Origin of the sequence: Variovorax sp. RA8 (assembly GCF_901827175.1) — a bacterium.
Classification (GTDB): Bacteria; Pseudomonadota; Gammaproteobacteria; order Burkholderiales; family Burkholderiaceae_C; genus Variovorax.
In genome coordinates, this window is record NZ_LR594662.1 from 14,612 (window position 1) to 35,359 (window position 20,748).

A 20,748-nucleotide genomic window follows, 5' to 3' on the forward strand; every position below is an offset into this window, starting at 1 on the left:
TTGTGGGCGGTCAGAACTCGATCTCCGCCACCAGCGGCGCATGATCGGACAGGTGGGACCACGGCTTGCGCGGCAGCACCACCGGCGCGTGCACGCCCGCGTTACGCACGTAGATGCGGTCCAGCGGCAGCAGCGGGAAGCGCGAGGGAAAGGTCTTTGCGGCGCTGCCGTGGGCGTGCACGAAGACCTCGCGCAGCGACGCGCCCTGTTCGAGGATGTCATGCGCGCGGCCGCGCCAGTCGTTGAAGTCGCCGGCCACGATCAGCGGCGCGTCGGACGGCACCTCGTCGCGCACGATGTGACAGAGCAGCTCGAGCTGCTGGATGCGGTGGTTCTCGGCGAGGCCCAGATGCGCGCAGATCGCGTGCACATCGACGGGGCGGCCGGGCAGCCGCAGCACGCAGTGCAGCAGCCCGCGCTTTTCGGGGCCGACGATCGACACGTCATGGTTCTTGAAGTGGACGATCGGGAACTTCGACAGCACCGCGTTGCCGTGATGGCCGCGGGGATAGACCGCATTGCGGCCGTAGGCGAACTGCGGCCACATGGTGTCGGCCAGGAATTCGTAGTGCGGCGCCTCCGGCCAGTTGTCGATCTTGCGCGAGTGGCGCGAATGGGTGCCCAGCACCTCCTGCAGGAACACCACGTCGGCACCGACGGTGCGCACAGCTTCACGCAGCTCGGGCAGGATGAACCTGCGATTGAGCGCGGTGAACCCCTTGTGGGTGTTCACCGTCATGACCTTGAGCGAGGTGGGCGTGGTCGCCGTGCCAGCAGCGGGAGTGGAGGGCTTCACACGCGCAGTTGTAAGCCGAGGCGAAGGCACTTGCTGTAGGAGCTTGCCACCTATTCGCCGGCCTGCGCGACGCGGCGGCAGGCTCCTACAGGCGGGGCTGCCCGATCCCCACACCGGCCCCGCCGAGGGCCGCCTACGTTGAATTCAGAGCTCGCGCGAGGGCTCACGCTCAATTTGACTTTTGAAGGGGACATATCATGAAGAGAGCCTTGATCGCCAGCACCGTGCTCACCGGCCTGATGGGGCTGGGCGGCGCCGGTTTCGCACAGACCACCACGGTCCCGGCCCAACCCGACCCGGCCAAGGGTGGGCAGGCCAGCACCAAGAGCGTGCCGGGCGGCGTGGCCAACGCCACCCAGCGGCCCGATGGCAGCGACCCTGCCTCCCGCGAGGCGGTGAGGGCAGAGGCACGCGCCCACAACCGCAACAACACCAACAACCCGGTGCCCAAGGGCGAGGCGACAACCACGGTGAACAGCCAGCCCAATGCCGTGCCGAGGCCTACCGGCGAGATGTCGCGTGCCGAGGTGCGCGCGGACGCCCACAAGGTGAAGCGGCCCTTCGGCGAAAGAGGCGAGCGGCCGGAAGTGCCGACCAACCCGACCAACAAAACGGGCACGCCGCAGTAGCGCGACGCGATCGCGAAAAAGCCCGCATCGCTGCGGGCTTTCCGTGGGCGCGCGTGCCGCGCTCAGCTCTTTGCGCCCTCGCGAGGGCCATGGTGCGGGTGGCCATGGCCGCCGCGGTGCCCGGCGTGCATGGTTTCCGCATCGAAGGTCTTTTGCTGCTCCGGCGAGAGCGCCGCGTAGAAGCTGCGCGTGGCCTCGATGCGCTGGGCGAAGCGCGCGCTGCGCTCGGCCTGGCGCGCCTGCATGTGCTCCAGTCGCTGCGGCGTCGGCAGCTTGGCGAATTCGGCGCGATCCATGCGGGCCTGGCCTGCTGGGCGGGCCGGCCGCTGCTGCGCGGCAGTGAAATTGTTCCACGCGCCTTCCTGGCTGGCATCGAGCCTTAGCTTCTGCTTCAGCTCGGCCAGCCGCTGCGTGCGCTTGGCCTGCATGCGCTCGAAGCGCTGCGTGCGGTCCATGTGCGGGCGGGAGGACTTGGCGTCGGCCGGGGCAGCCTGCGCGGTCGTGGCGGGGAGGGCCGTCGAGGCCGACTGCGCGAAGCCGGTGCTGCAGGCGAACGCGGCCGAGGCGATCAGGCCGGCCATGAGCTTTTTCTGACGAGACGAGATCATGAGAGTGCTTCCTTTCGAAGAAGCCTGCCGATACCGCGGCAGGTGAGGCAAGTTTGGAAGCCCTCTGTATCGCCCCCGTCGCGCCGGAGTGAGTGCGAGGTAAAGAAAAATATCGGTCCGTTTCGCACCGCGCCTACTTGCGCCGCGGAGACTCGAGGCCTGCATCCGGCGGCTGGAGCTGCCCGGCGCGCAGCGCGGCCACCGCACGGGCGACCGCGCGCGCGACGTTGCGCACCTCTTCCTGCAGGCCGGTGTCGCGGTCGAGCGCGTCGTGGCTGGTGGCATAGGGTTCGTAGTAGCCGACATAGCGGTCCAGCCGCGCCTGCGCGCCGGCATCGATCAGGCCCATCCAATCCAGCCAGTCGCTGAGATTGCGCCGCAGGCTCTCGATCCCGGCCACATCGCCGTGCACCACCAGGCCGTAGGCGCGGCCCGCCAGGTGCTTGGGATAGTCCCAGCCCTTGAGCTCGATGGCCTTGGCCTCGTCCGCCTTCTTGCCATGGGTGGAGGTCGGGTCGGGATTGCCGCCGTCGGCGCAGACCAGGCGGTCGGCCATCAGCTTGAGCGGGCTGGTGGCCTGGTACCAATGCGTCGGCGTGAAGATGATGACGCCGTGGGCGGCGGCCCAGCGCTCGTAGATCTCGTTCATCCAGTCGCCGGTCTGCCGCAGCGAATGGTTCGGGTAGCAGCTGCAGGGCCAGTGGCACAGCGGCATCGCAGTGGAGACGCAGCCCTTGCATGGATGGATGTGGCGGCCGTAGTCGGACGTCAGCCGGCTGAGATCCAGTACATCGCAGTCGAACTGCTGCGGGTCCAGCACCTCGCGGGCCAGCTGCAGCAAGCGGAAGGTCTTCGACATCTCGCCGGGGCAGGTGCCGTCGTTGCGCGGCGAGCCGTTGATCAGCAGCACGCGCGACTTCGTCTCCGGCCTGGACCGGGCGGCCTGCGCGCGCTCGATGCGCTCCTTCGCTTCGAGCCACTCGATGGAGAGCTCGTACCCGGGGTCGGCATAGCCGGGGCCGGCCTTGCGCGTCACCGGTGCCTTGCGGCCTTGCTGGTAGGCCTCCCACGCGATCACCTCGATGCGCGCCAGCGACTCCGACTCGGCCTGGAAGGCCGGGTCCCGGTAGGTCTGCATGAAGCGATCGTGGAACTCGGTGCGCTCGATGGGCGACGGCGCCTGGCCTTTGCGGACTTCGGTCATCGCCTCAATCTACGCAGACCCTCGCGCCCGCGCTGCACCGCCGGACGCAAGCTGCCGTAGGCGCATGACTACAGCGCAGCCTGCTCTTGCGCGCTCAGCCGAGCTTTCCGCTCTGGAAATCGTGCATCGCCTGCGTCAACTGCTCGCGCGTGTTCATGACGAAGGGGCCGTACTGCGCGATCGGCTCGTGCAGTGGCTTGCCCGCGATCAGCAGCGCCCGCGCCGGGCTGTGGTTGGACGCCGGGGCACGCAGCAGCACGCCGTCGCTTTCCGCTTCGTTGGCGAGGATGGCCATGCGCTTGGTCGGGATCTCGCTGCTCCCGATGTAGAGCGACTCGCGGAACACATAGACCAGCGCGTTGCGGTCCGGCGTCAGCGGCTGGGCGAACTCGGTGCCGGGCGGCAGTGTGAGGTCGAGGTAGAGCGGCTCGGTGTGCGGGCGCTGTACCGCGCCCGCAATGCCGTGGCTCTCGCCCGCGATCACGCGCACGCGCACGCCGGCCGGCGTCACGAGTTCGGGGATCTCCTCACTCTGGATGTCGCGGTACCAGGGTTCGCGCATCTTGTCCTTGGCCGGCAGGTTGAGCCAGAGCTGGAAGCCTTCCATCAGCCCTTCCTCCTGCTCGGGCAGCTCGCTGTGCACCAGGCCGCGGCCGGCGGTCATCCACTGCACGCCGCCGTTGGCCAGCAGACCCTCGTGGCCGGCGCTGTCGCGATGGCGCATGCGTCCCGCGATCATGTAGGTGACGGTCTCGAAGCCGCGGTGCGGATGGCTGGGGAAGCCGCCGATGTAGTCGCCGGGGTTGTCGCTGCCGAAGGCGTCGAGCATGAGGTACGGGTCGAGCCGCTGCTGCAGCGGCTGGTGCAGCACGCGGGTGAGCTTGACGCCGTCGCCGTCGCTGGTGGAGACGCCGGCGACGATCTGGTCGATGCTGCGCGGGTGGGCCAGCGAGACGGGTTCGACATGGTGCGGGGAGTGGGTCGTGTTCGGCGTATGGGGAGTGTTCATGGAGGTATCTTCGCCTTCGGCTGCGGGACGAGCGCCTTCGGGCGGGCGGCGCTCATCCGCATGATGGTGGCACGGAGCCGACGACCGCGTCAGGGGTGTGGATGCCGCCCCGCCAGCGCCTCGAGCTCCCAGGAGACGCCCTGCCAAGCCACGTCGATGCTGGCGGCGAATGGGCCGGGCGCGGTGCGCCCCGCCTCGATGGCCCAGCGCGCGCCCGCGCTCACGCTGTCGACGAGCGGCACCGGAAGCCGGGGCGCGATGGCCGTGGCCAGGCCGGCCAGCCCGGCGCCGCCCAGGATCACCGCCTCGGCCCTGAAGCGGGCCACTGCCTCCAGGCAGGCGTCGGCCAGCAGCGCATGGGCGCCGGCCGGATCGGCGGCCAGCTCGGCGCCGCTTTGCGCCACCGTGTGGATGCCCGCCAGCGAGCCCGCGTGGCCGAGCGCCAGGACCAGGCGTTCGAGCATCGGCCGCCAGCGCTCGCCGCCCGTCACCACCGCAAAGCGCCCGTGCCCGGCCGCAGCCGCGAAGGCGGCCTGCGCGAGGCCGCCCACCGGCACGCCGCAGGTCTCTCGCAGGGCGAACAGCCCCGGGTCGCCAAAGCAGCCGATCAGTACTGCGTCGGGCCGCTCGCCACGCTCCACCGCCGCTGCCCAGGCGTCGAGCACGGCGTGCTGCGCCACCGCGTAGCTGGCCTCGCTGGCGATGTAGGGCGCGCCGAAGCGCGCGGTGACGGTATGCACCTTCAGGGCTGGGCTGACCTCGCCTTGCACATGGCGCTGCAGCAGCGCGCTCACCGTCGCCGAGGTGTTGGGGTTGATGATCAGCAGGCGGCCCATCGTCATCGGCGCCAGGGTCGCTGCCGCGCGGCGCGCCGGCGCAGCCAGGCCGCGGTGCCGAGCGCGATCGCCATCACCGCGAAGGAGACGACGGTGGTCACCGTCCCAAGCGCGTAGATGGCGGGTGTGGTGACGGTGGAGGTCAGGCCTTGCAGTTCCAGCGGCAGGGTATTGACATCGCCGATGGCCTGCGAGGTGCGCGCGATCTCGTCCCAGCTGAGCGTGAATCCGAACATGCCGATGCCGACGACCGACGGCCCGATCAGCGGCAGCACTACATGCCGGAAGCTCTGCCAGGGCGTGGCGCCGAGGTCGCGCGCGGCCTCCTCGTAGGCCGGGCTGAAGCGGTTGAAGACCGCGAACATGATCAGCAGGCCGAAGGGCAGCGTCCAGGTGAGGTGCGCGCCCAGCGCGGAGCTGAGCAGGCCGAGCGCGGTGCCGTAGTTCTCGAGCGCGCCGTTGGCCTCGAGGGCCGCCAGCGCGCCCTTGATGCCGCTGTCGAGCAGGCGGAACTGAAGGCCGATGCCCAGCGAGACGATGATGGAGGGCATGATCAGGCTTGCCACCGTGACGAAGAACAGCGCGTTGCCGCCCCGGAGCTTCTTGCGGAAGGCCAGGCCCGCGAGCACCGAGAGCGCGACGGTGAAGAGCATGACCACCGTGCCCAGCATCAGCGAGCGCCGGAAGGCCGCGCCGATGTCAACCGTGCCAAGGCCTTGGGCGAGCTTGTGGAACCAGTGCAGGGAAACGCCCCGCAACGGAAAGGTCAGGCCCCCTTCGGGCCCCTGGAAGCTCAGCACGAAGATCGTGATCATCGGCCCGTAGAGGAAGAGCACGAACAGCGCGAACACCATCGCAAGCGGCCAGAAACCTGGGGTGCGCTGTTCGCCGAGCGGGGCGCTGCGCATCACAGTTCCTTTCGGATGTCCACCAGCCGCGTCAAGCCCCAGATGATCATCAGCACCACCGCCAGCAGGATCACGGCGTTGGCCGCTGCCAGCGGGAACTGGAGGTAGGAGGTCTGGATCTGGATGATCTTGCCGATCGAGGCGATCTGCTGGCCGCCCATCACGCCGATGGTGACGAAGTCGCCCATCACGATGGTGATGACGAAGATCGAGCCGATGAGGATGCCGGTGCGCGAGAGCGGCACGACCACGTTCCACAGCGTCTGCCAGCCGGAGGCGCCGGCGTCACTGGCCGCTTCGAGCAGCGAGCGGTCGATGCGCATCATCGAATTGAAGATCGGCACGATCATGAACATCGTGTAGAGGTGCACGAAGGCCAGTACCACCGAGAAGTCCGAGAACAGCAGCCACTCGACGGGCGCATCGACAAGGCCCAGCCCCACCAGGCCCTGGTTGACGAGCCCGTTGCGCCCGAGCAGGGGGACCCACGAGATCATGCGGATCACGTTCGAGGTCCAGAAGGGCACGGTGCACAGCACGAACAGCAGGGTCTGCATGCCCGGCGAGCGCACGTGGAACGCGAGGAAGTACGCGACCGCGAAGCCGACGGCCAGCGTGATCGCCCAGACCAGCAGGCAGAACTTGAGCGTGCTCAGGTAGGTGGAGAGCGTGACGCAGAAGTCGCCGTTGTCGGTGAGGTGCGAGCAGCCTTCGAAGATGCTGGCGTAGTTGCGCAGCGTGAGCGCCGGGATCAGCTCGTACTCGTTGAAGTTCCAGAGGCTGACCATCGCGATCAGCGCCAGCGGGATCACGAAGAAGAGCAGGAAGACCGCCGCGAAGGGGCCGGCCTGCCACCACGCCTTGATGGCGTGCACGGGCATGGTGGCGGTGTACGCGCTGGTGGGAGAACTCATGATCCGACGAGAGGCGGCTTTTTCGGGGAACACCGCGGAACCGGCTTTGCCTGGCCGCTGGTGTTGCCCCCGGTCGGGGGTGGGAGTCGCGACACGAAGTGCGCAGCGACCTGGGGGCGAGCCAAGGTCACGCTGCGACGAACTCGTTCCACTTTCTCACCATGTACTCGTTCTCGTCCATCACCGCGTTCCAGCAAGCGATGCCACCCATGCGCTGTTCGTAGCTGCCGCCGTCGCGCACCGCGCCGGTCCTGGCCAGCAGATCGCCGTTGGGGCTCTTGATGTCCTGCGTCGCGGCCTTGCCCTCCATCCAGTAGGCCCACTCGTACGGCTCCATCCTGGCCTTTGCGGTTTCCAGCACCGCGCTGTAGTAGCCCTGGCGGTTGAGGTAGGCACCGGCCCAGCCGTCGAGGAACCAGTTGATGAACTCGTAGGCACCGTCGAGCTTCCTGCCCGAGAGCGTGGCCGGCAGGCCGAAGCCCGCGGCCCAGGCGCGGTAGCCTTCCTTGAGCGGCTGGAAGTTGCAGGCGATGCCCTTGGTGCGCACGGCCGTCACGGCGGGCGACCACATCGACTGGATCACGACCTCGCCCGAGGCCATCAGGTTGACCGACTCGTTGAAGTCCTTCCACAGCGCGCGGAACTGGCCGGCCTTCTTGGCCTCGATGAGGGTCTTGATCGTGAGGTCGATCTCCGCCTTGGTCATGTTGCCCTTGTCGGCGTACTTGTGGATGCCCTTGGCCTCCACCACCATCGCTGCATCCATGATGCCGATGGAGGGGATGTTGAGGATGGCGGTCTTGCCCTTGAACTCCGGGTTGAGCAGCTCCGCCCAGGTGTCGATCGGCCGCTTGATCAGGTCGGGCCGGATGCCCAGCGTGTCGGCGTTGTAGACCGTCGGGATCAGCGACATGAACTGGGTCGGCGACTTCGCGAACACCTTGCTTTTCTCGCCTTCCAGGAAGATCACTTTCTTTGGCGCCGTGCCCTGGTCGCCCACCTTCTTGCCGCCGACCTCGCCCTTGGTGAAGAGCGCGGTGATCTTGTCGGCGTTCTTGATCTTCTTCGTGTCGATGCCCTTGAGGTTGCCTGTGGGGACGATTTTCTTCAGCGAGAAGTACTCGGTGTCGATCAGGTCGAAGCTGTTGGGCGCGGTCACCGCGCGCTTGGTGACGTCGTCGGTGGTGACGGCCACGTACTGGATCTCGATGCCGGTGTCGGCCTTGAACTTCTCGGCGATCGCCTTGTCCTGGTTGACCGCGGTGCCGAGGTAGCGGAGCACGATCTTCTCTTGCGCGTGGATCGCGGGGAACATGCCCGTGGCGAGGATGCCGGCCGTGCCCTGAAGCAGGGTGCGGCGCTGCACGCCTTTGCCGGTGGTCGAGTCGATGGGTTCGGACATGGTTTGGCTCCTGAGGGCGCAGTGATGAATGGGGTGGATGGGCGGGAGGTCAGGCCGCCATCGCCGCGAGCGCGGACAAGGGCGCGGGCCGCGACACCGGCCCGGCGGGAGGCTCCCCCTGGGGACGGACGGCACCGGGGCCCAGCGCACGCGCATCGGACGGCGACCACGAGAGGCGCACGCCGTCGCCGGGTGCATAAGGGTGCGCGGCGAAAGCCTTCTCCGGCAGCAGCACCGAGACGCCGCTGCGCTCGGGCGCCGTGTCCGCGAGCTGCAGGCCGATCAGCACATAGGTGCCCTGGTATTCCACGTCGGTGACGCGCGCCGCGAGGCCGGGCTCGCCGCCCTCGGGCGCGATGCGCATGTGGTCGTTGCGCACCGCGATCAGCCCGCCGGGCGTGTCCAGCACGTTGTGCCCGCCCATGAAGCGCGCGACGAATTCGCTGGCCGGGTGGTTGTAGACGGCGTGCGGCGTGCCCACCTGCTCGATCAGCCCGTGGTTCATCACCACCATGGTGTCGGCCAGCGCCATCGCCTCTTCCTGCGAGTGCGTGACGTGGATGAAGGTCAGGCCCAGCTCCTTCTGCCAGCGCCGCAGCTCGGCGCGCATCTGGATGCGCAGAAAAGGGTCGAGCGCGGACAGCGGCTCGTCGAGCAGCAGCACGCGCGGCTCGGTGATCAGCGCGCGCGCCAGCGCCACGCGCTGCTGCTGCCCGCCCGAGAGCTCGCCCGGCTTGCGCTGCGCCAGGTGCCCCATGGCGACGCGCTCCAGCAGCTGGCCGGCGCGGCGCTGGCGCTCGACCTTCGAAACACCCTTCATCTTGAGACTGAAGGCCACGTTGTCGAGCGCCGAGAGATGCGGAAAGAGGGCGAAGCTCTGGAACATCATCGCCGTGCCGCGGGCCGCGGCCGGCAGGTGCGTGATGTTGCGGTTGTCCAGCAGGATGTCGCCGCTGGTCACCGGCTCGTGGCCCGCCACCATGCGCAGCGTGGTGCTCTTGCCGCAGCCCGAGGGGCCGAGCAGGCAGCAGTAGCTGCCGCTGGCGATGCGCAGGTCGATCTGGTCGACTGCGGGCGGTGCCCCGCCCGCGTAGCGCTTGCTGAGCGCCGCGATCTCGACGGCCGCGGGCGGGAGGGCGGTGACAGCATCCATCGATACCGGCATCGCAAGATGGATGCCAGCGGCCGGCCGGCTTGGGGCGGGCCGTGGGTGCGCCGACTTGGTGCGGGAGGTGCCCGCTTCAGGGCGGCGGTGCGAAGCGACCTGCGGCGATGTTCCTCTGCAGCGACTCGCGCTGGCCGCGGGTGAGGCCGCGCAGGCCCTCGGCCACCCATTTGGCGCGCTCCCCGTCGATGCGCCCGTCGCGCTGCCATTTGTCGAGCGCAGCGCCCGGGTTGTTCAGCATCGCGGCCAGCCAGACCGCCTGGGCCGGCTCCAGGTTGCGGGCGCTGCGCTTGAAGTAGCGGCGCGCCGCCGCCTCGGCGCCGCACAGGCCCCCCGGGCCCCAGGGCGCGTTGTCGAGGTAGAGCTGCAGGATGCGGGGCTTGCCCAGCGTCTGCTCCATCTCCACCGCGTAGAGCAGCTCGCGCAGCTTGCGCTCGGCGCTGCGCTCGCTGCCGGTCACGACCAGCCGGGCGAGCTGCTGGCTGAGGGTGCTGCCGCCGCGCTCGACCTGGCCGGCTTTCTGGTTGACGTCGAGGGCAGCCGTGAGCTCCGTCAGGTCGTAGCCGGGGTGGCTGAAGAAGCGCTGGTCCTCGGCCGCGATCACCGCGCGCGCGAGCCAGCTGTCGGGGGCCAGCCGGCTCGGCGGGCCGCAGCTGGTGCGAGCGTCGAGCAGGGCCTCGGTGCCCAGGCCCTCGACGCTGAACTGCTCGATGCGCGGATGCAGCGAGAGATGGTTCGCCGGCAGGTCGAGCTGGGCGCGCAGCGCCAGCGTGCCGCCGATCCGGGCCCGCTGCAGCTCGGGGATGGCGGGCGCCAGCACGCTGTACCAGCGGGCGATCGGCGCCTCCGGCGCGTCGATGTGGATCTGCAGGGACTTCTGCGTGAGCTTGCCGTCCCAGCGCGCGCGCAGCACGTTGTCGCCCGCCACGCTGGACACGGTGGTGGCGGCCGGCGTGGCTTCGAGCACGCCGTTGAGGGACCCGGCATCGCGGCGCGCGGTGAAGCGCAGGTTGTCGAGGCGCAGGGGCGTGTTGCCGAGCGCCGGCACGGCGGCGCTGCAGGGCGCGCAGTCCAGCTCGAGGGTGGTGGCGGCCTCGTTCCAGCCGACCCGGACCGGGCCGTGCTCGGTCTGGAAGCTGCGGCCGGCCAGCCACGGCGCGAACCACGAGGAGGTGGCGAGCCGGATTGCGGTGGGGACGCCGACATCGAGCGCGAAAGGCCCCGCCTTGATGCGGGTCGGCCACTCGCCCGGACCGGGCGCCAGCGCCAGCTTTACGACCAGGTAGATGGCGACTGCGGCAGTCAGCACCAGGGCCAGCAGCCCGAAGAGCAGGAAGAGCAGCGCTTTCTTCAAAAAATGTCTCTCAATCCACGAACGCGATCGGCCTTGCCAGGGTGACGGCCTGCCACGGCCCCTTGGACCGGCCACCGGCCGCCGCCCAGTACCAGGCTGAAGTGTCGGTGAAAGCCGTGCCCTCGGCATCGACGATGCGCTCGCAGACCCGCAACTTTCGTCCGTCGGGGCCCTGGGTGACGAAACAACGCCACAGTCGGTCCTTCGGATCGCGTTCCAGCCGGGTCTCGCCGATGCGAAAACCCAGTGCGCGGTAGCAGTCGGCAGCCGGATGCAGCATGCGCGTGGGCGCATTCACCTGGCGCAGCACCACGGTCTGTCGCCCGTCGGTCAGGCGGGCGATGGCGCCGGGGAAGCGCTCGGCAAACCGCTGCTCGACCGCGCCCAGGGCCATCGGCCGCAGCGCGGCGCCGTCCCAGTGGCTCGGCCATTCGTGGAAGCTGGCCACCGGCGGCGGCGCCGGCGGCGGGCGCAGGGCCGAGGCGGCGGACCACAGCAGGCACAGCGCCATCGCGAGCGCGAAGGCGGCCTTGTGCGCGATGCGGTTGAGGAAGCGGTTGCCGAAGCAGCGTTCAAGATAAAGCGGTATCGACACGGCGGGCTCCGGGGGCGGTGATCAGGCCGGGAATGGCGCTGGGGGTGAAGGAGGACGCGCGGCGCGCCGGCGCCATCAGCTGGGCGATGGCGCCGCAGACCAGCGCCAGCACGGCCAGGCCGACGGCCTCGTGCAGCCAGGGCGCGAGGGCATGGCCCGCCCCTTCGAAGCCCACGAGCACGCTGTTGCGCAGGATGTTGCCGAGCAGCACCAGCAGGCCCACGGCCGGCAGCCGGGCGAGAAAGCGCCGGTCTCCATGCCGTGCCCAGAGCGCTACCGCGCAAGCCGTGAAATAGCCGAGCCACGCCATCTGCACGCCCGAGCAGGGCGCATCGACGATGACCAGCCGGCCACCGACCAGCAGGCTGCTGCCCTCGCGCAGCACCGAGAAGCCGGGCGCCAGCAGCCAGCGGCTGGCCTCGGCCGTGATCACGCGCAGCGGGTAGCCGGCGTAGAACTGCAGCGAGGAGAGCAGGGGCAGGGCCAGCACCGCGAGGCCCAGGACGGGGAGCCTGGCCACCTGGCGCGGCAGGAAGGCCAGCAAGCCGGCGGCCAGCGCCAGCACGGCGACCAGGCCGGCCGCGAGCGGCGGGAATGCCGGCAGGGGGCCGACGCCGGTGCGCAGCAGTGTGGCCGCCAGCGTGCCGACGGCGGCGAGGGCGAGCCAGCCGAGGCGCGGCGCGGCGCGCAGCGAGCAGCGCTTCGACCACGCGAAGAGCGCCAGCGCGCCGAGCGCCAGCAGGCCGAGCGGATCGTCGGCGCCGTCCAGCAGGCGGCGGGCCATCCAGAGCCAGGTCGGCACCAGTGCGGCGGCCTGCAGCGCCAGCCAGGCGGCGGCGGGCGCGCGGTCGAGGCGAATGCCCCAGTCGAACAGGCGGGGGCGCGTGCGGGCGAATTGATCGAGGGTCATGCCTGCGTCCTCGTCATGCGGTGAAGCGGCGCGGATCGTGGCGGCGTGCGCGGCGGCGCAGCATGGCCAGCATCGACAGCAGCACCGCGATGGCGCCCCAGGTCTCGGGCTCCGGCGTGCTCGGCACTTCGGCGCCCAGCGTCTGTCCCTGGCCCAGGGCCAGTTCGCTCACGCCCTTGGGCAGCGGCTGCGGCTGGTCCACCGAGGTGCCGGCCTGCGGCGCCGGATTGCGCACCACCTTGTCGACCGCAATGAAACTGGTGTACTGCGTGAGCAGGCCGTAGCGCAGGCCCAGCCCGGTGATGCGCTGCCTGAAGGCATCGCCACCCTCCAGGGCCTCCTGGTCGCTCAGGCTGGCGATGCGGTGCCGCGCCCACAAGCTGCGCAGCGCGGCGGCGTCCTGGCGCGTCTTCCCGTCGATCACCAGTTCCTGCCGGTAGGGGCCTTCCGCACCTTGGCCCTGGATCACGACACGGCCCTTGGGCTCGCCGCGCCACTTGCCGAACACGATCACCGGGCGCTCGCCCAGCACGTCGGGCAAGGCCTGGGGTTCCACGTCGTAGACATCGAGACCGCCGAAGGTAGCCTTCACGTTGGTGAGTACCGGCGACTCGACCATGCGCTTGAAGCGCGCCGCCTGCGCGGGCGCCTGGACCGGGTCGGTGATGATGAAGGGCTCGCCCATGCCTGCGCGCGCCAGGCCTTCCATCAGGTGCCGGTTGACCGAACTGCCGATGCCGAAGGCGAAGACGTTGGCCTTGGACAGGTTGCGGCGCACCAGCTCGAAGGCCTCGCGCTCCACCGTCACGTAGCCGTCGGTGACGACCACCACGGTGCGCGACACCTCTTCGGCCTTGGGCTCGGCATAGACGCGCTTGAGCGCCGGGATGAGCTCGGTGCTGCCGCCGCCGCTGTAGTTCCTGATGGTGGAGAGCGCCTGCTCGATGTTGGCGCGGGTCGCGGGCACCGACTGCGGCGACAGCATCCTGCTGCTGCCCGAGAACAGCAGCACGTTGAAAGTGTCGCTGGGCCGCAGCCCGCCGATGAGCCGCTCCAGCAGCGCCTTGGCGGTGTCCAGCGGGAAGCCGTGCATCGAGCCGGAGATGTCCACCACGAAGATGTAGTCGCGTGGCGAGATGGCGTTGGCCGCCGCCGACTTGGGTGGCTCGACCATCGCGAGGAAGAAGTTCTCTGCGTTCTCCCCCTGCCCCTTGTAGAGCATCAAGCCCGATTCGATCTTCTCGCCGGCCAGGCGCCAGTCGAGCACGAAGTCGCGGTTGTTCGCGGGCTCGCCGGTGCGCGCCAGCGTGATGTCGGCATGCTGGTCGTCGTCGCGCTTGCCGACATCGATGGCATGGGTCGTGGAGCGCACGTCCTTGATGCCCAGGGGCGCGTCGAGCGCGACCTTCATCCGGAACGTCGTGTTCGGCGCGATCCCCGCGCGCAGCGTGGGCTGCGTCACCCATTTCGCATTGGCATTGGAGGACTGCGGACTGTTGTAGCGCGGCCCCACCACCGTCGGGAACACGAACTGGTAGTTGCCGGCCTGCGGCACCAGCAGCTCGGTGTAGCGCAGCTCCACCTTGACGTCGTCGCCCGGCAGGATGTTGGCGACGTTCATCTGGAATACGTTGGGCAGGTGCTGCTCCAGGAGCGCGGCAGTCCTGCCTTCCTTCTTCGCGGCGTCGTAGTCGATGCGTGCCTGCTGCTTCTCGCGGATCTGCGCGGCGACCAGGCGATCGCCCAGTCGCACGTTGAGTCCGCTGACGGCGGCCCGCGTCGAGCCCGGGAAAACGTATCGGGCCTCGATGGCGCGCGTGCCCTCGTTGCGGTAGGTCTGCGTGACGGTGACGTCTGCGATGACGCCCGAGACCTTGACGTCGACCTCGGTGGCCTTGAGCGGCAGCGCGTCGACGGCCGGGTCGTCGCTCTTGACGAAGAAGTACGGGCTCTCGGTCTTCAGGCGCGGCCCTGGTGCTTCCTGTGCGTGCAGGGGCCGCGCGACGAGCAGCGCGAAGCCCGCGCTCGCGAGGCCGATGGTCGCGAGCCAGAGCCAGCGGCCGGGGCGGGTGTTGGTGGCTTCCATGGCGATGGTCCTTTTCCCTCGATGTGTCGTGCAACGGTGCACGGCAGCCACTGTCGAAGGCACAGGCGAAGGCAGTTGGAAGCCCTCTTGAAGCGCTCGGCGTTGTGTGAAGTCCATGTGAAGTCCGGTGTCGTGCGCACTTCACAGGCGCTTCGGGTAGCGCGCCGAGCATCGGCCCATCGTCATCGATGAGGAGAACTTCCATGCTTGCGCGGCTTCGGCATTCCGTGCTCATCAAGGTCCTGGGCCTGCTGGCCCTGACCGTGCTGCTGTGCATCCCCCTGGCCCGGATCGAGGACCTGACCCGCGAACGCGGCAACAGCCAGCGCGAGGCGGCCGCCGAGCTGGCCTCCACCTACACCGGCGCGCAGACGCTGGTCGGGCCCTTCCTGGTGCAGCCCTACCTGGAGCGCTGGATGGAGCCGCAGCGCGACGCGCAGGGGCGGGTCGTAGGCCAGGAGGTGCGCAGCAAGGAGATGGCGCATCTTGTCTTCCCCGACAAGCTGCACATCGAGGGCAGCCTGGCGCCGCAGGAGCGCTACCGCGGCATCTTCCGCATTCCGTTCTTCGCGATGGACGCGTCGCTGGAAGGCGCGTTTTCCGCCTTCGATGCGGCTGCGGTGCCACACAGCGAGAAGGACTCCACCCTCGAGTTCAAGCCGCCCTACGTGGCCCTGCACCTGAGCGACCTGCGCGGCCTCGACGGCTCGCCGGCGCTGCGGCTGGCGAACGAGACGCTGCGCTTCCAGCAACGCCTGCCGGGCGTGGCCGAGGACGCGGCGCTGGCGGGTGGCATTCATGCGCCCCTGGCCGGCAGCGCGTTAGCGGCGTGGCAGGCGCGCCGGCCGCTGGGCTTTACGCTCAAGCTCGGCGTCGTCGGCCAGGAGCGGCTCGCGATGGTGCCCATCGGCGAGGAGACCACGGCGCACCTGGTCTCGCCCTGGGCCCATCCGAGCTTCGGCGGGCGCTTCCTCGCCTCCGAGCGCAGCGTGACGGCGCAGGGGTTCGACGCGCGCTGGCGCGTGTCCTCGCTGGTGACCACGGCGCGCGAAGAGGTGCGCGAGGCGCTGCGGGGCGGGCGTGACGGCCGGCCGGCCGGTGCGGGCGCGGCAATGCAGAGCTTCGACGTTTCGCTGGCGCAGCCGCTCAACGTCTATGCGATGTCCACACGCGCGGCCAAGTACGGCCTGCTCTTCATCGGGCTGGTGCTGATGGCTGCGTTCATGTTCGAGCTGTTCCGGCGGCTGCGGCTGCACCCGGTGCAGTACGGCCTGGTGGGCCTCTCGATCGCGGTCTTCTTCCTGCTGCTGCTCGCGCTGTCTGAAAAGCTGGCCTTCTGGCTGGCCTATGCCTGTGCGGCGAGCGCCAGCGTGCTGCTGCTGGGGGCCTACTTCAGCGCGGTGCTGCGCGGCCGGTGGCGCGGCGCCTCCTTCGCGGCCTACGTGGCCCTGCTCTATGGCGCGCTCTACGGCTTGCTGGCGTCGGAAAGCAATGCGCTGCTGCTGGGCGCGCTGCTGGTCTTCGGCATGCTCGCCGTGCTGATGCTGGCGACGCGAAAAGTCGACTGGTACGCCCTGTCGATGGGCGAAGCGGCCGCGTCCGGTGCAGGAGCGCAATCATGAAGGCCGCCGCGAAGCGCGTGCTGCTGTGGGGCGTTGCCGCGATGGCAGTCAGCGCAGCTGCCGCGCTGTGCGCGGCCGGTGTCGCGATCGCGGTGCTGGTCCCGCAGCTGCCCGACGTCTCCGAGCTCTCCGACTACCGGCCCAAGCTGCCGCTGCGCGTCTACACCTCGGATGGCGTGCTGATCGGCGAGTTCGGCGAGGAGCGGCGCGAGCTGGTCCCCATCGCCGAGATGCCGAAGCAGCTCAAGGATGCCGTGGTGGCGGTGGAGGATGCCCGCTTCTACGAGCATCCGGGCATCGATCCCAAGGGCTTGCTGCGCGCGGTGCTGGCCAACCTGCGGCATGGCGTGCACCAGGGCGCCTCCACCATCACGCAGCAGGTGGCGCGCAATGTCTACCTCACCGCCGAGCGGACGCTGAAGCGCAAGATCCTGGAGGCGCTGCTGGCCTTCCGGCTCGAGCAGCACCTGAGCAAGGACCAGATCCTGGAGATCTACCTGAACCAGATCTTCCTCGGCCATCGCGCCTATGGCTTCGCCTCCGCCTCGGAGCGCTACTTCGGCAAGCCGCTGCGGGAGATCACGCTCGCGCAGGCCGCCATGCTGGCGGGCCTGCCCAAGGCGCCGGGCACCAACGACCCGGTGAGCAACCCGCGCCGTGCACGCGCCCGGCAGCTCCACGTGCTGGACCGCATGGTGGCGACCGGCGCCATCAGCGCGGCGCAGGCGGCCGAAGCGAAGCTGGAACCGCTGCGCCTGCGCGACGCTTCCGAACCGAAGCGCCTGCATGCGGAGCACGCGGCCGAGACCGTGCGGCAGCTGATGGTCGCGCAGTACGGGGCGAGCACCTACACGCGCGGCTTCAAGGTCTTCACCTCGCTGGTGGCGAGCGAGCAGGCGGCGGCCTGGCAGGCCCTGCGCAAGGGCATCCTGGACTACGAGCGGCGGCAGCCCTGGCGCGGGCCGGAGCGCTTCGTCGAGCTGCCCGCCGATCCGGCCGGACTGGACGATGCGGTCGACGAAGCGCTGGCCGAGTATCCCGACAGCGGCGACGTGCTGGCCGCCGTGGTGCTGCAGGCCGATGCGAAGGAGGTGGTGGCCGTGCGCGCCAATGGAGAGAGCGTGCGGATCGCGGGCGAGGGCTTGCGCACGGCCCAGGCCGGCCTGTCGCCGCGCGCCGCGCCGAACCTGCGCGTGCGCCGCGGCGCGGTGATCCGCGTGGCGAAGACGCCCAAGGGCGCATGGGAGATCACCCAACCGCCCGAGGTCGAAGGCGCCTTCGTGTCGCTCGACCCGCGCGACGGAGCGATCCGGGCCCTGGTGGGCGGCTTCGACTTCGGCAGGAACAAGTTCAACCATGTGACCCAGGCCTGGCGCCAGCCGGGGTCGAGCTTCAAGCCCTTCATCTATTCGGCGGCGCTCGAGAAGGGCTTCACGCCGAGCACCCTGGTCGACGACGCGCCGCTGTTCCTCGACGCCGCGGCCACGGGCGGCTCGCCCTGGGATCCCCGGAACTACGACGGCCGCTTCGAAGGACCGATGACCTTGCGCCGCGCGCTCGAGCAGTCGAAGAACATGGTCACCATCCGCGTGCTGCAGTCGATCGGGCCCCGCTATGCGCAGGACTGGATCGGCCGCTTCGGCTTCGAGCGTGCGAAGCACCCGGCCTACCTGCCGATGGCGCTGGGTGCCGGCTCGGTCACGCCGATGCAGATGGCGGCGGCGTACGCGGTCTTCGCCAACGGCGGCTATCGCGTGAGCCCCGCGCTGGTGACGCGCATCACCGACCACAGGGGCCAGGTGCTGGTCGAAGCGCCGCTGGCAGTGCGCGACGAGACGACACGCGCCATTCCCGAGCGCAACGCCTTCGTGGTGAGCTCGCTGCTGCAGAGCGTGGTGCGGCACGGCACGGGCTTCAAGGCCTGGCAGTCGCTCCAGCGCGACGACTTGCACGGCAAGACCGGCACCACCAACGATTCGATCGACACCTGGTTCGCGGGCTTTGCCTCGACGCGCGTGGGCGTGGCCTGGATCGGCTACGACACGCCGCGCCAGCTCGGCGTTCGCGGCGAGACCGGCGGCAGCCTGAGCCTGCCGATCTGGACCGGCTACATGCAGGCGGCCCTGCAGGGCGTGCCGGTTGCGCCGGTGCCGGTGCCGGCGGGCGTGGTGCTGGTGGAGGGCGAGTGGTATTACGACGACTACGCGCCGGGCCGCGGGATCGCGAGCCTGGGCGCGGATGCGGACGCGGGTGCAGGAACGGTGGCGCCGGCCGAGACGCTGGCCGGCGTGCCTGTCAGCGACGTGCCGACGCCGGAAGAACGCAGCAGCATCCTCGATCTGTTCCGCTGAGCCACGGCCTTCTCACCCAGGCGAAGCCAGCGGTAGCGTGAGCGTGGCCAGCGCGCCGCCGCGCGGCGCGTTCGCGAGCTCGATGCGCCCGCGGTGCAGCGCCGCGATCTCCTTCACGAAGGCGAGCCCGAGGCCGGTGCTCTTCTTCTGGCTGTGCGGACGCGCCAGCGAATAGAACTTCTCGAAGACCTTGTCCTTGGCGTAATCGGGGATGCCGCGGCCATGGTCGCGCACGGTGATGCGGGCCTCGCGCGCGCCGGCATGAAGGGCCAGCGCAACCTCGGCGCCGGCGGGCGAGAAGTCGATCGCGTTGTCGAGCAGGTTGCTGACCGCGCGCCGCAGCAGGAAGGGATCGCCCTCGACATGGGCCTCGGTGTCGATGGCCACGTGCAAGCGGATCTCGCGCGCCGCCGCCGCGCCCTGCGCGCTGGCCGCCACCTCCTGCAGCAGCGGCGCGAGCGCGACGGTCTCGCTGCGGTCCAGCGCACGCTGGGTCTCGAGCGCGGTCAGCTCCATCATGCGGTCCACGATCTCCTGGATACGCTGGGTCTCGCGCGTGATGTTGGCGAGGAAGCGCTCGCGCTCGGCCTGCGGCATCGAGGGTTCCTGCACCAGCTCGGCGGCGCCGCGGATCGCCGACAGCGGGCTCTTGATCTCGTGCGTGAAGGTCTGCACGTAGTCGGCGACGTAGCTGCGGCCGGTGAACGCATCACGCATTTCGCCGAAGCCGCTGCGCAGCGTGTCCACCGCGCGGCGCGCCATGCGGGAGAGGCTCCAGCTGCGCTGATTGCGCAGCCAGCGCCAGTAGTCCGAGATCAGGCCGAAGGGCCGCACCAGCCAGACCGAGACGATCAGCGCCCCCACCAGCAGCGCGAAGGCCGACCCCATGCCCACCCACAGCGTGCGGGCGCGCGCGTCCTGCACGAACTGGCCGAAGCTCTGCACCGGCTTGCCCACGCTGACCACGCCGACGATCTCGTTGTTCCAGCGCACCGGGGCGGCGGCGTACATCACCGAGGTCAGCGGGTCGCCCTCGATGTCGCGCGAGGTGCGCGCGCCGTACAGGCCGGCCAGGGTGCGGCTGACGTCGCTCCACCGGGAGAAGTCGGCGCCGGTGCTGCGGCCCAGCGAATCGAAGAGCACGCGGCCGCTGCGATCGGTGACGTAGACGCGCAGCTCCACGCGGCTCTTGTGCAGGTTGTAGATCTGCGCCGAAAACTGACGCGCGTAGACGGAGCGGAACAGCGGCTCCAGCCGCTCGGTGTTGATGGCGCCGGCGATCACGTCCTGCTCGACCAGGCTGGCCATGAGCTGCGATGTGTCGACCAGCGACTCCTCGGCCGACTCACGGTAGCGCGGGTCGATGTCGGCGACGACGCGGTAGAGCAGGAAGGCGATGCCCGCCGCGTAGATCAGCAGGATGCCGATGAAGATGCGGGTTCTACGGCTCAAAGGATGGCCCCCACGCTCCGCACCTCGTGTCGTCGCCGGCCCCGAGGGGGCCGCAGGCCGTCTTGGGGCGGCCCGGCGCCGGCCGGTCCCGCTTCATCGCGGGGGCAGCTCTTCATTGAGCGCGTAGCCGGTGCCGCGCAGCGTGCGGATCGCCTCGACCTCGGGCGCGACGGCGCGCAGCTTGGCGCGCAGGGTCTTGACGTGGGCATCGACGGTGCGGTCGAAGCTCTCGCTGGCGTCGTCCCACACGAGTTCGAGCAGCTCGTCGCGCGTGAACACGCGGCCCGGGCGCTGGACCAGCAGCTTGAGCAGCCCGTACTCGTAGCGCGAGAGCTCGAGCAGGCGGCCGTAGTAGCGGATCTGCATGCGCTCGGCATCGAGCGCGAAGGGCGAGACCGGCACGCTCCTCGCAGGCGCGGCTGGCGCGGCTGGCGCGGGGATCGCCGTCGAAGGACCGTTGCCACGACCACTACGCCGCAGGATGGTGCGCACGCGCGCCACCAGCTCGCGCGGCGAGAAGGGCTTGGCCACGTAGTCGTCGGCGCCCAGCTCGAGGCCCACGACGCGGTCGATCTCGTCGCTGCGCGCGGTGAGGAAGAGCATCGGCACCTCCGCGCCACCCTGCTCGCGGTTGAGTGCCTGCAGCCGCTTGAAGAGCTCGAAGCCGTTCATGTCGGGCAGGCCCACGTCCAGGATGGCGAGCGCGGGCGGGTCGGCCGCGAACTGGGCGATGGCCTCCTCGGCGGTGGCGCACCAGACGGGCACGAAGCCGTCGGTCCTGAGCACGTACTGCAGGGTGTCGGCGATGCCGGACTCGTCTTCGGCGATCAGGATCCGCGGGTGGGAGAGCATGGGGCGGATGGTAGCGGCCCGGAACCTTTGCGTGCCGCGGCGAACGAACAGGGCC

At 69.9% G+C, this 20,748-nt stretch carries 18 protein-coding genes; 3 read left to right on the forward strand and 15 right to left on the reverse strand.

The features are described from left to right. Positions 1 to 10: 10 nt before the first annotated feature. Positions 11 to 739, reverse strand: a complete 729-nt coding sequence (locus E5P3_RS00065; RefSeq protein WP_162589454.1) for an endonuclease/exonuclease/phosphatase family protein — start codon at positions 737 to 739, stop codon at positions 11 to 13. 254 nt (positions 740 to 993) lie between these two features. On the opposite strand from E5P3_RS00065, the gene E5P3_RS00070 reads away from it, so the two are divergent. Next, positions 994 to 1,425 carry a serine/threonine protein kinase gene (locus tag E5P3_RS00070; RefSeq protein ID WP_162584121.1) on the forward strand — a complete coding sequence of 144 codons (432 nt, stop codon included), beginning with the start codon at positions 994 to 996 and terminating at the stop codon, positions 1,423 to 1,425. Between the two features lie 62 nt (positions 1,426 to 1,487). On the opposite strand, the gene E5P3_RS00075 is transcribed toward E5P3_RS00070, so the two are convergent. The 12 genes from E5P3_RS00075 to E5P3_RS00130 all read right to left on the reverse strand — a co-directional run bounded on the left by E5P3_RS00075 (position 1,488) and on the right by E5P3_RS00130 (position 14,416). Continuing rightward, positions 1,488 to 2,033: a Spy/CpxP family protein refolding chaperone gene (locus tag E5P3_RS00075; RefSeq protein ID WP_162584122.1), complete on the reverse strand. Its 546-nt coding sequence runs from the start codon at positions 2,031 to 2,033 to the stop codon at positions 1,488 to 1,490. A gap of 133 nt (positions 2,034 to 2,166) precedes the next feature. Beyond that, the gene (locus E5P3_RS00080) at positions 2,167 to 3,237 is read right to left on the reverse strand and encodes a flavodoxin family protein (protein WP_162584123.1); all 1,071 of its coding nucleotides are present in this window, start codon (positions 3,235 to 3,237) and stop codon (positions 2,167 to 2,169) included. Positions 3,238 to 3,331: 94 nt separating this feature from the next. Beyond that, entirely contained in the window at positions 3,332 to 4,246 is a 915-nt protein-coding gene (locus tag E5P3_RS00085; RefSeq protein ID WP_162584124.1) for a pirin family protein, read from the reverse strand. A gap of 89 nt (positions 4,247 to 4,335) precedes the next feature. Further along, positions 4,336 to 5,082: an aspartate/glutamate racemase family protein gene (locus E5P3_RS00090; protein ID WP_162589455.1), complete on the reverse strand. Its 747-nt coding sequence runs from the start codon at positions 5,080 to 5,082 to the stop codon at positions 4,336 to 4,338. 2 nt (positions 5,083 to 5,084) lie between these two features. Then, positions 5,085 to 5,990: an ABC transporter permease gene (locus E5P3_RS00095; protein WP_162584125.1), complete on the reverse strand. Its 906-nt coding sequence runs from the start codon at positions 5,988 to 5,990 to the stop codon at positions 5,085 to 5,087. Then, complete coding sequence (locus E5P3_RS00100) at positions 5,990 to 6,904, reverse strand: ABC transporter permease (RefSeq protein WP_162584126.1); 915 nt, start codon at positions 6,902 to 6,904, stop codon at positions 5,990 to 5,992. The genes E5P3_RS00095 and E5P3_RS00100 overlap by 1 nt, the downstream gene beginning before the upstream one ends. Before the next feature lie 127 nt (positions 6,905 to 7,031). Then, positions 7,032 to 8,306, reverse strand: a complete 1,275-nt coding sequence (locus E5P3_RS00105) for an ABC transporter substrate-binding protein (RefSeq protein ID WP_162584127.1) — start codon at positions 8,304 to 8,306, stop codon at positions 7,032 to 7,034. Between the two features lie 49 nt (positions 8,307 to 8,355). Further along, positions 8,356 to 9,459 (reverse strand): ABC transporter ATP-binding protein, encoded by a 1,104-nt coding sequence (locus tag E5P3_RS00110; protein WP_162584128.1) that lies wholly within the window; start codon positions 9,457 to 9,459, stop codon positions 8,356 to 8,358. A gap of 88 nt (positions 9,460 to 9,547) precedes the next feature. After that, positions 9,548 to 10,825, reverse strand: coding sequence for a biosynthetic peptidoglycan transglycosylase (locus E5P3_RS00115; protein WP_162584129.1), 1,278 nt, complete (start codon positions 10,823 to 10,825; stop codon positions 9,548 to 9,550). Between the two features lie 10 nt (positions 10,826 to 10,835). Further along, a complete protein-coding gene (locus E5P3_RS00120) occupies positions 10,836 to 11,420 on the reverse strand; it encodes a hypothetical protein (protein ID WP_162584130.1) in 585 nt (194 codons plus the stop codon). Next, positions 11,398 to 12,330 (reverse strand): exosortase Q, encoded by a 933-nt coding sequence (xrtQ, locus tag E5P3_RS00125; protein WP_162584131.1) that lies wholly within the window; start codon positions 12,328 to 12,330, stop codon positions 11,398 to 11,400. Before xrtQ ends, E5P3_RS00120 begins: the two co-directional genes overlap by 23 nt. 13 nt (positions 12,331 to 12,343) lie before the next feature. Then, complete coding sequence (locus E5P3_RS00130; RefSeq protein WP_162584132.1) at positions 12,344 to 14,416, reverse strand: VIT and vWA domain-containing protein; 2,073 nt, start codon at positions 14,414 to 14,416, stop codon at positions 12,344 to 12,346. A 203-nt stretch (positions 14,417 to 14,619) separates the two neighbouring features. Between E5P3_RS00130 and creD the strand changes: the two genes are divergently transcribed. Further along, the gene (gene creD, locus E5P3_RS00135) at positions 14,620 to 16,038 is read left to right on the forward strand and encodes a cell envelope integrity protein CreD (RefSeq protein ID WP_162584133.1); all 1,419 of its coding nucleotides are present in this window, start codon (positions 14,620 to 14,622) and stop codon (positions 16,036 to 16,038) included. Then, the gene (locus tag E5P3_RS00140) at positions 16,035 to 18,389 is read left to right on the forward strand and encodes a penicillin-binding protein 1A (RefSeq protein WP_162584134.1); all 2,355 of its coding nucleotides are present in this window, start codon (positions 16,035 to 16,037) and stop codon (positions 18,387 to 18,389) included. Before creD ends, E5P3_RS00140 begins: the two co-directional genes overlap by 4 nt. A gap of 12 nt (positions 18,390 to 18,401) precedes the next feature. On the opposite strand, the gene creC is transcribed toward E5P3_RS00140, so the two are convergent. Together creC and creB are read right to left on the reverse strand one after the other, a co-directional pair. After that, positions 18,402 to 19,841: a two-component system sensor histidine kinase CreC gene (creC, locus tag E5P3_RS00145; RefSeq protein WP_162584135.1), complete on the reverse strand. Its 1,440-nt coding sequence runs from the start codon at positions 19,839 to 19,841 to the stop codon at positions 18,402 to 18,404. Between the two features lie 93 nt (positions 19,842 to 19,934). Continuing rightward, the gene (gene creB, locus E5P3_RS00150; RefSeq protein ID WP_162584136.1) at positions 19,935 to 20,693 is read right to left on the reverse strand and encodes a two-component system response regulator CreB; all 759 of its coding nucleotides are present in this window, start codon (positions 20,691 to 20,693) and stop codon (positions 19,935 to 19,937) included. Positions 20,694 to 20,748 lie beyond the last annotated feature (55 nt).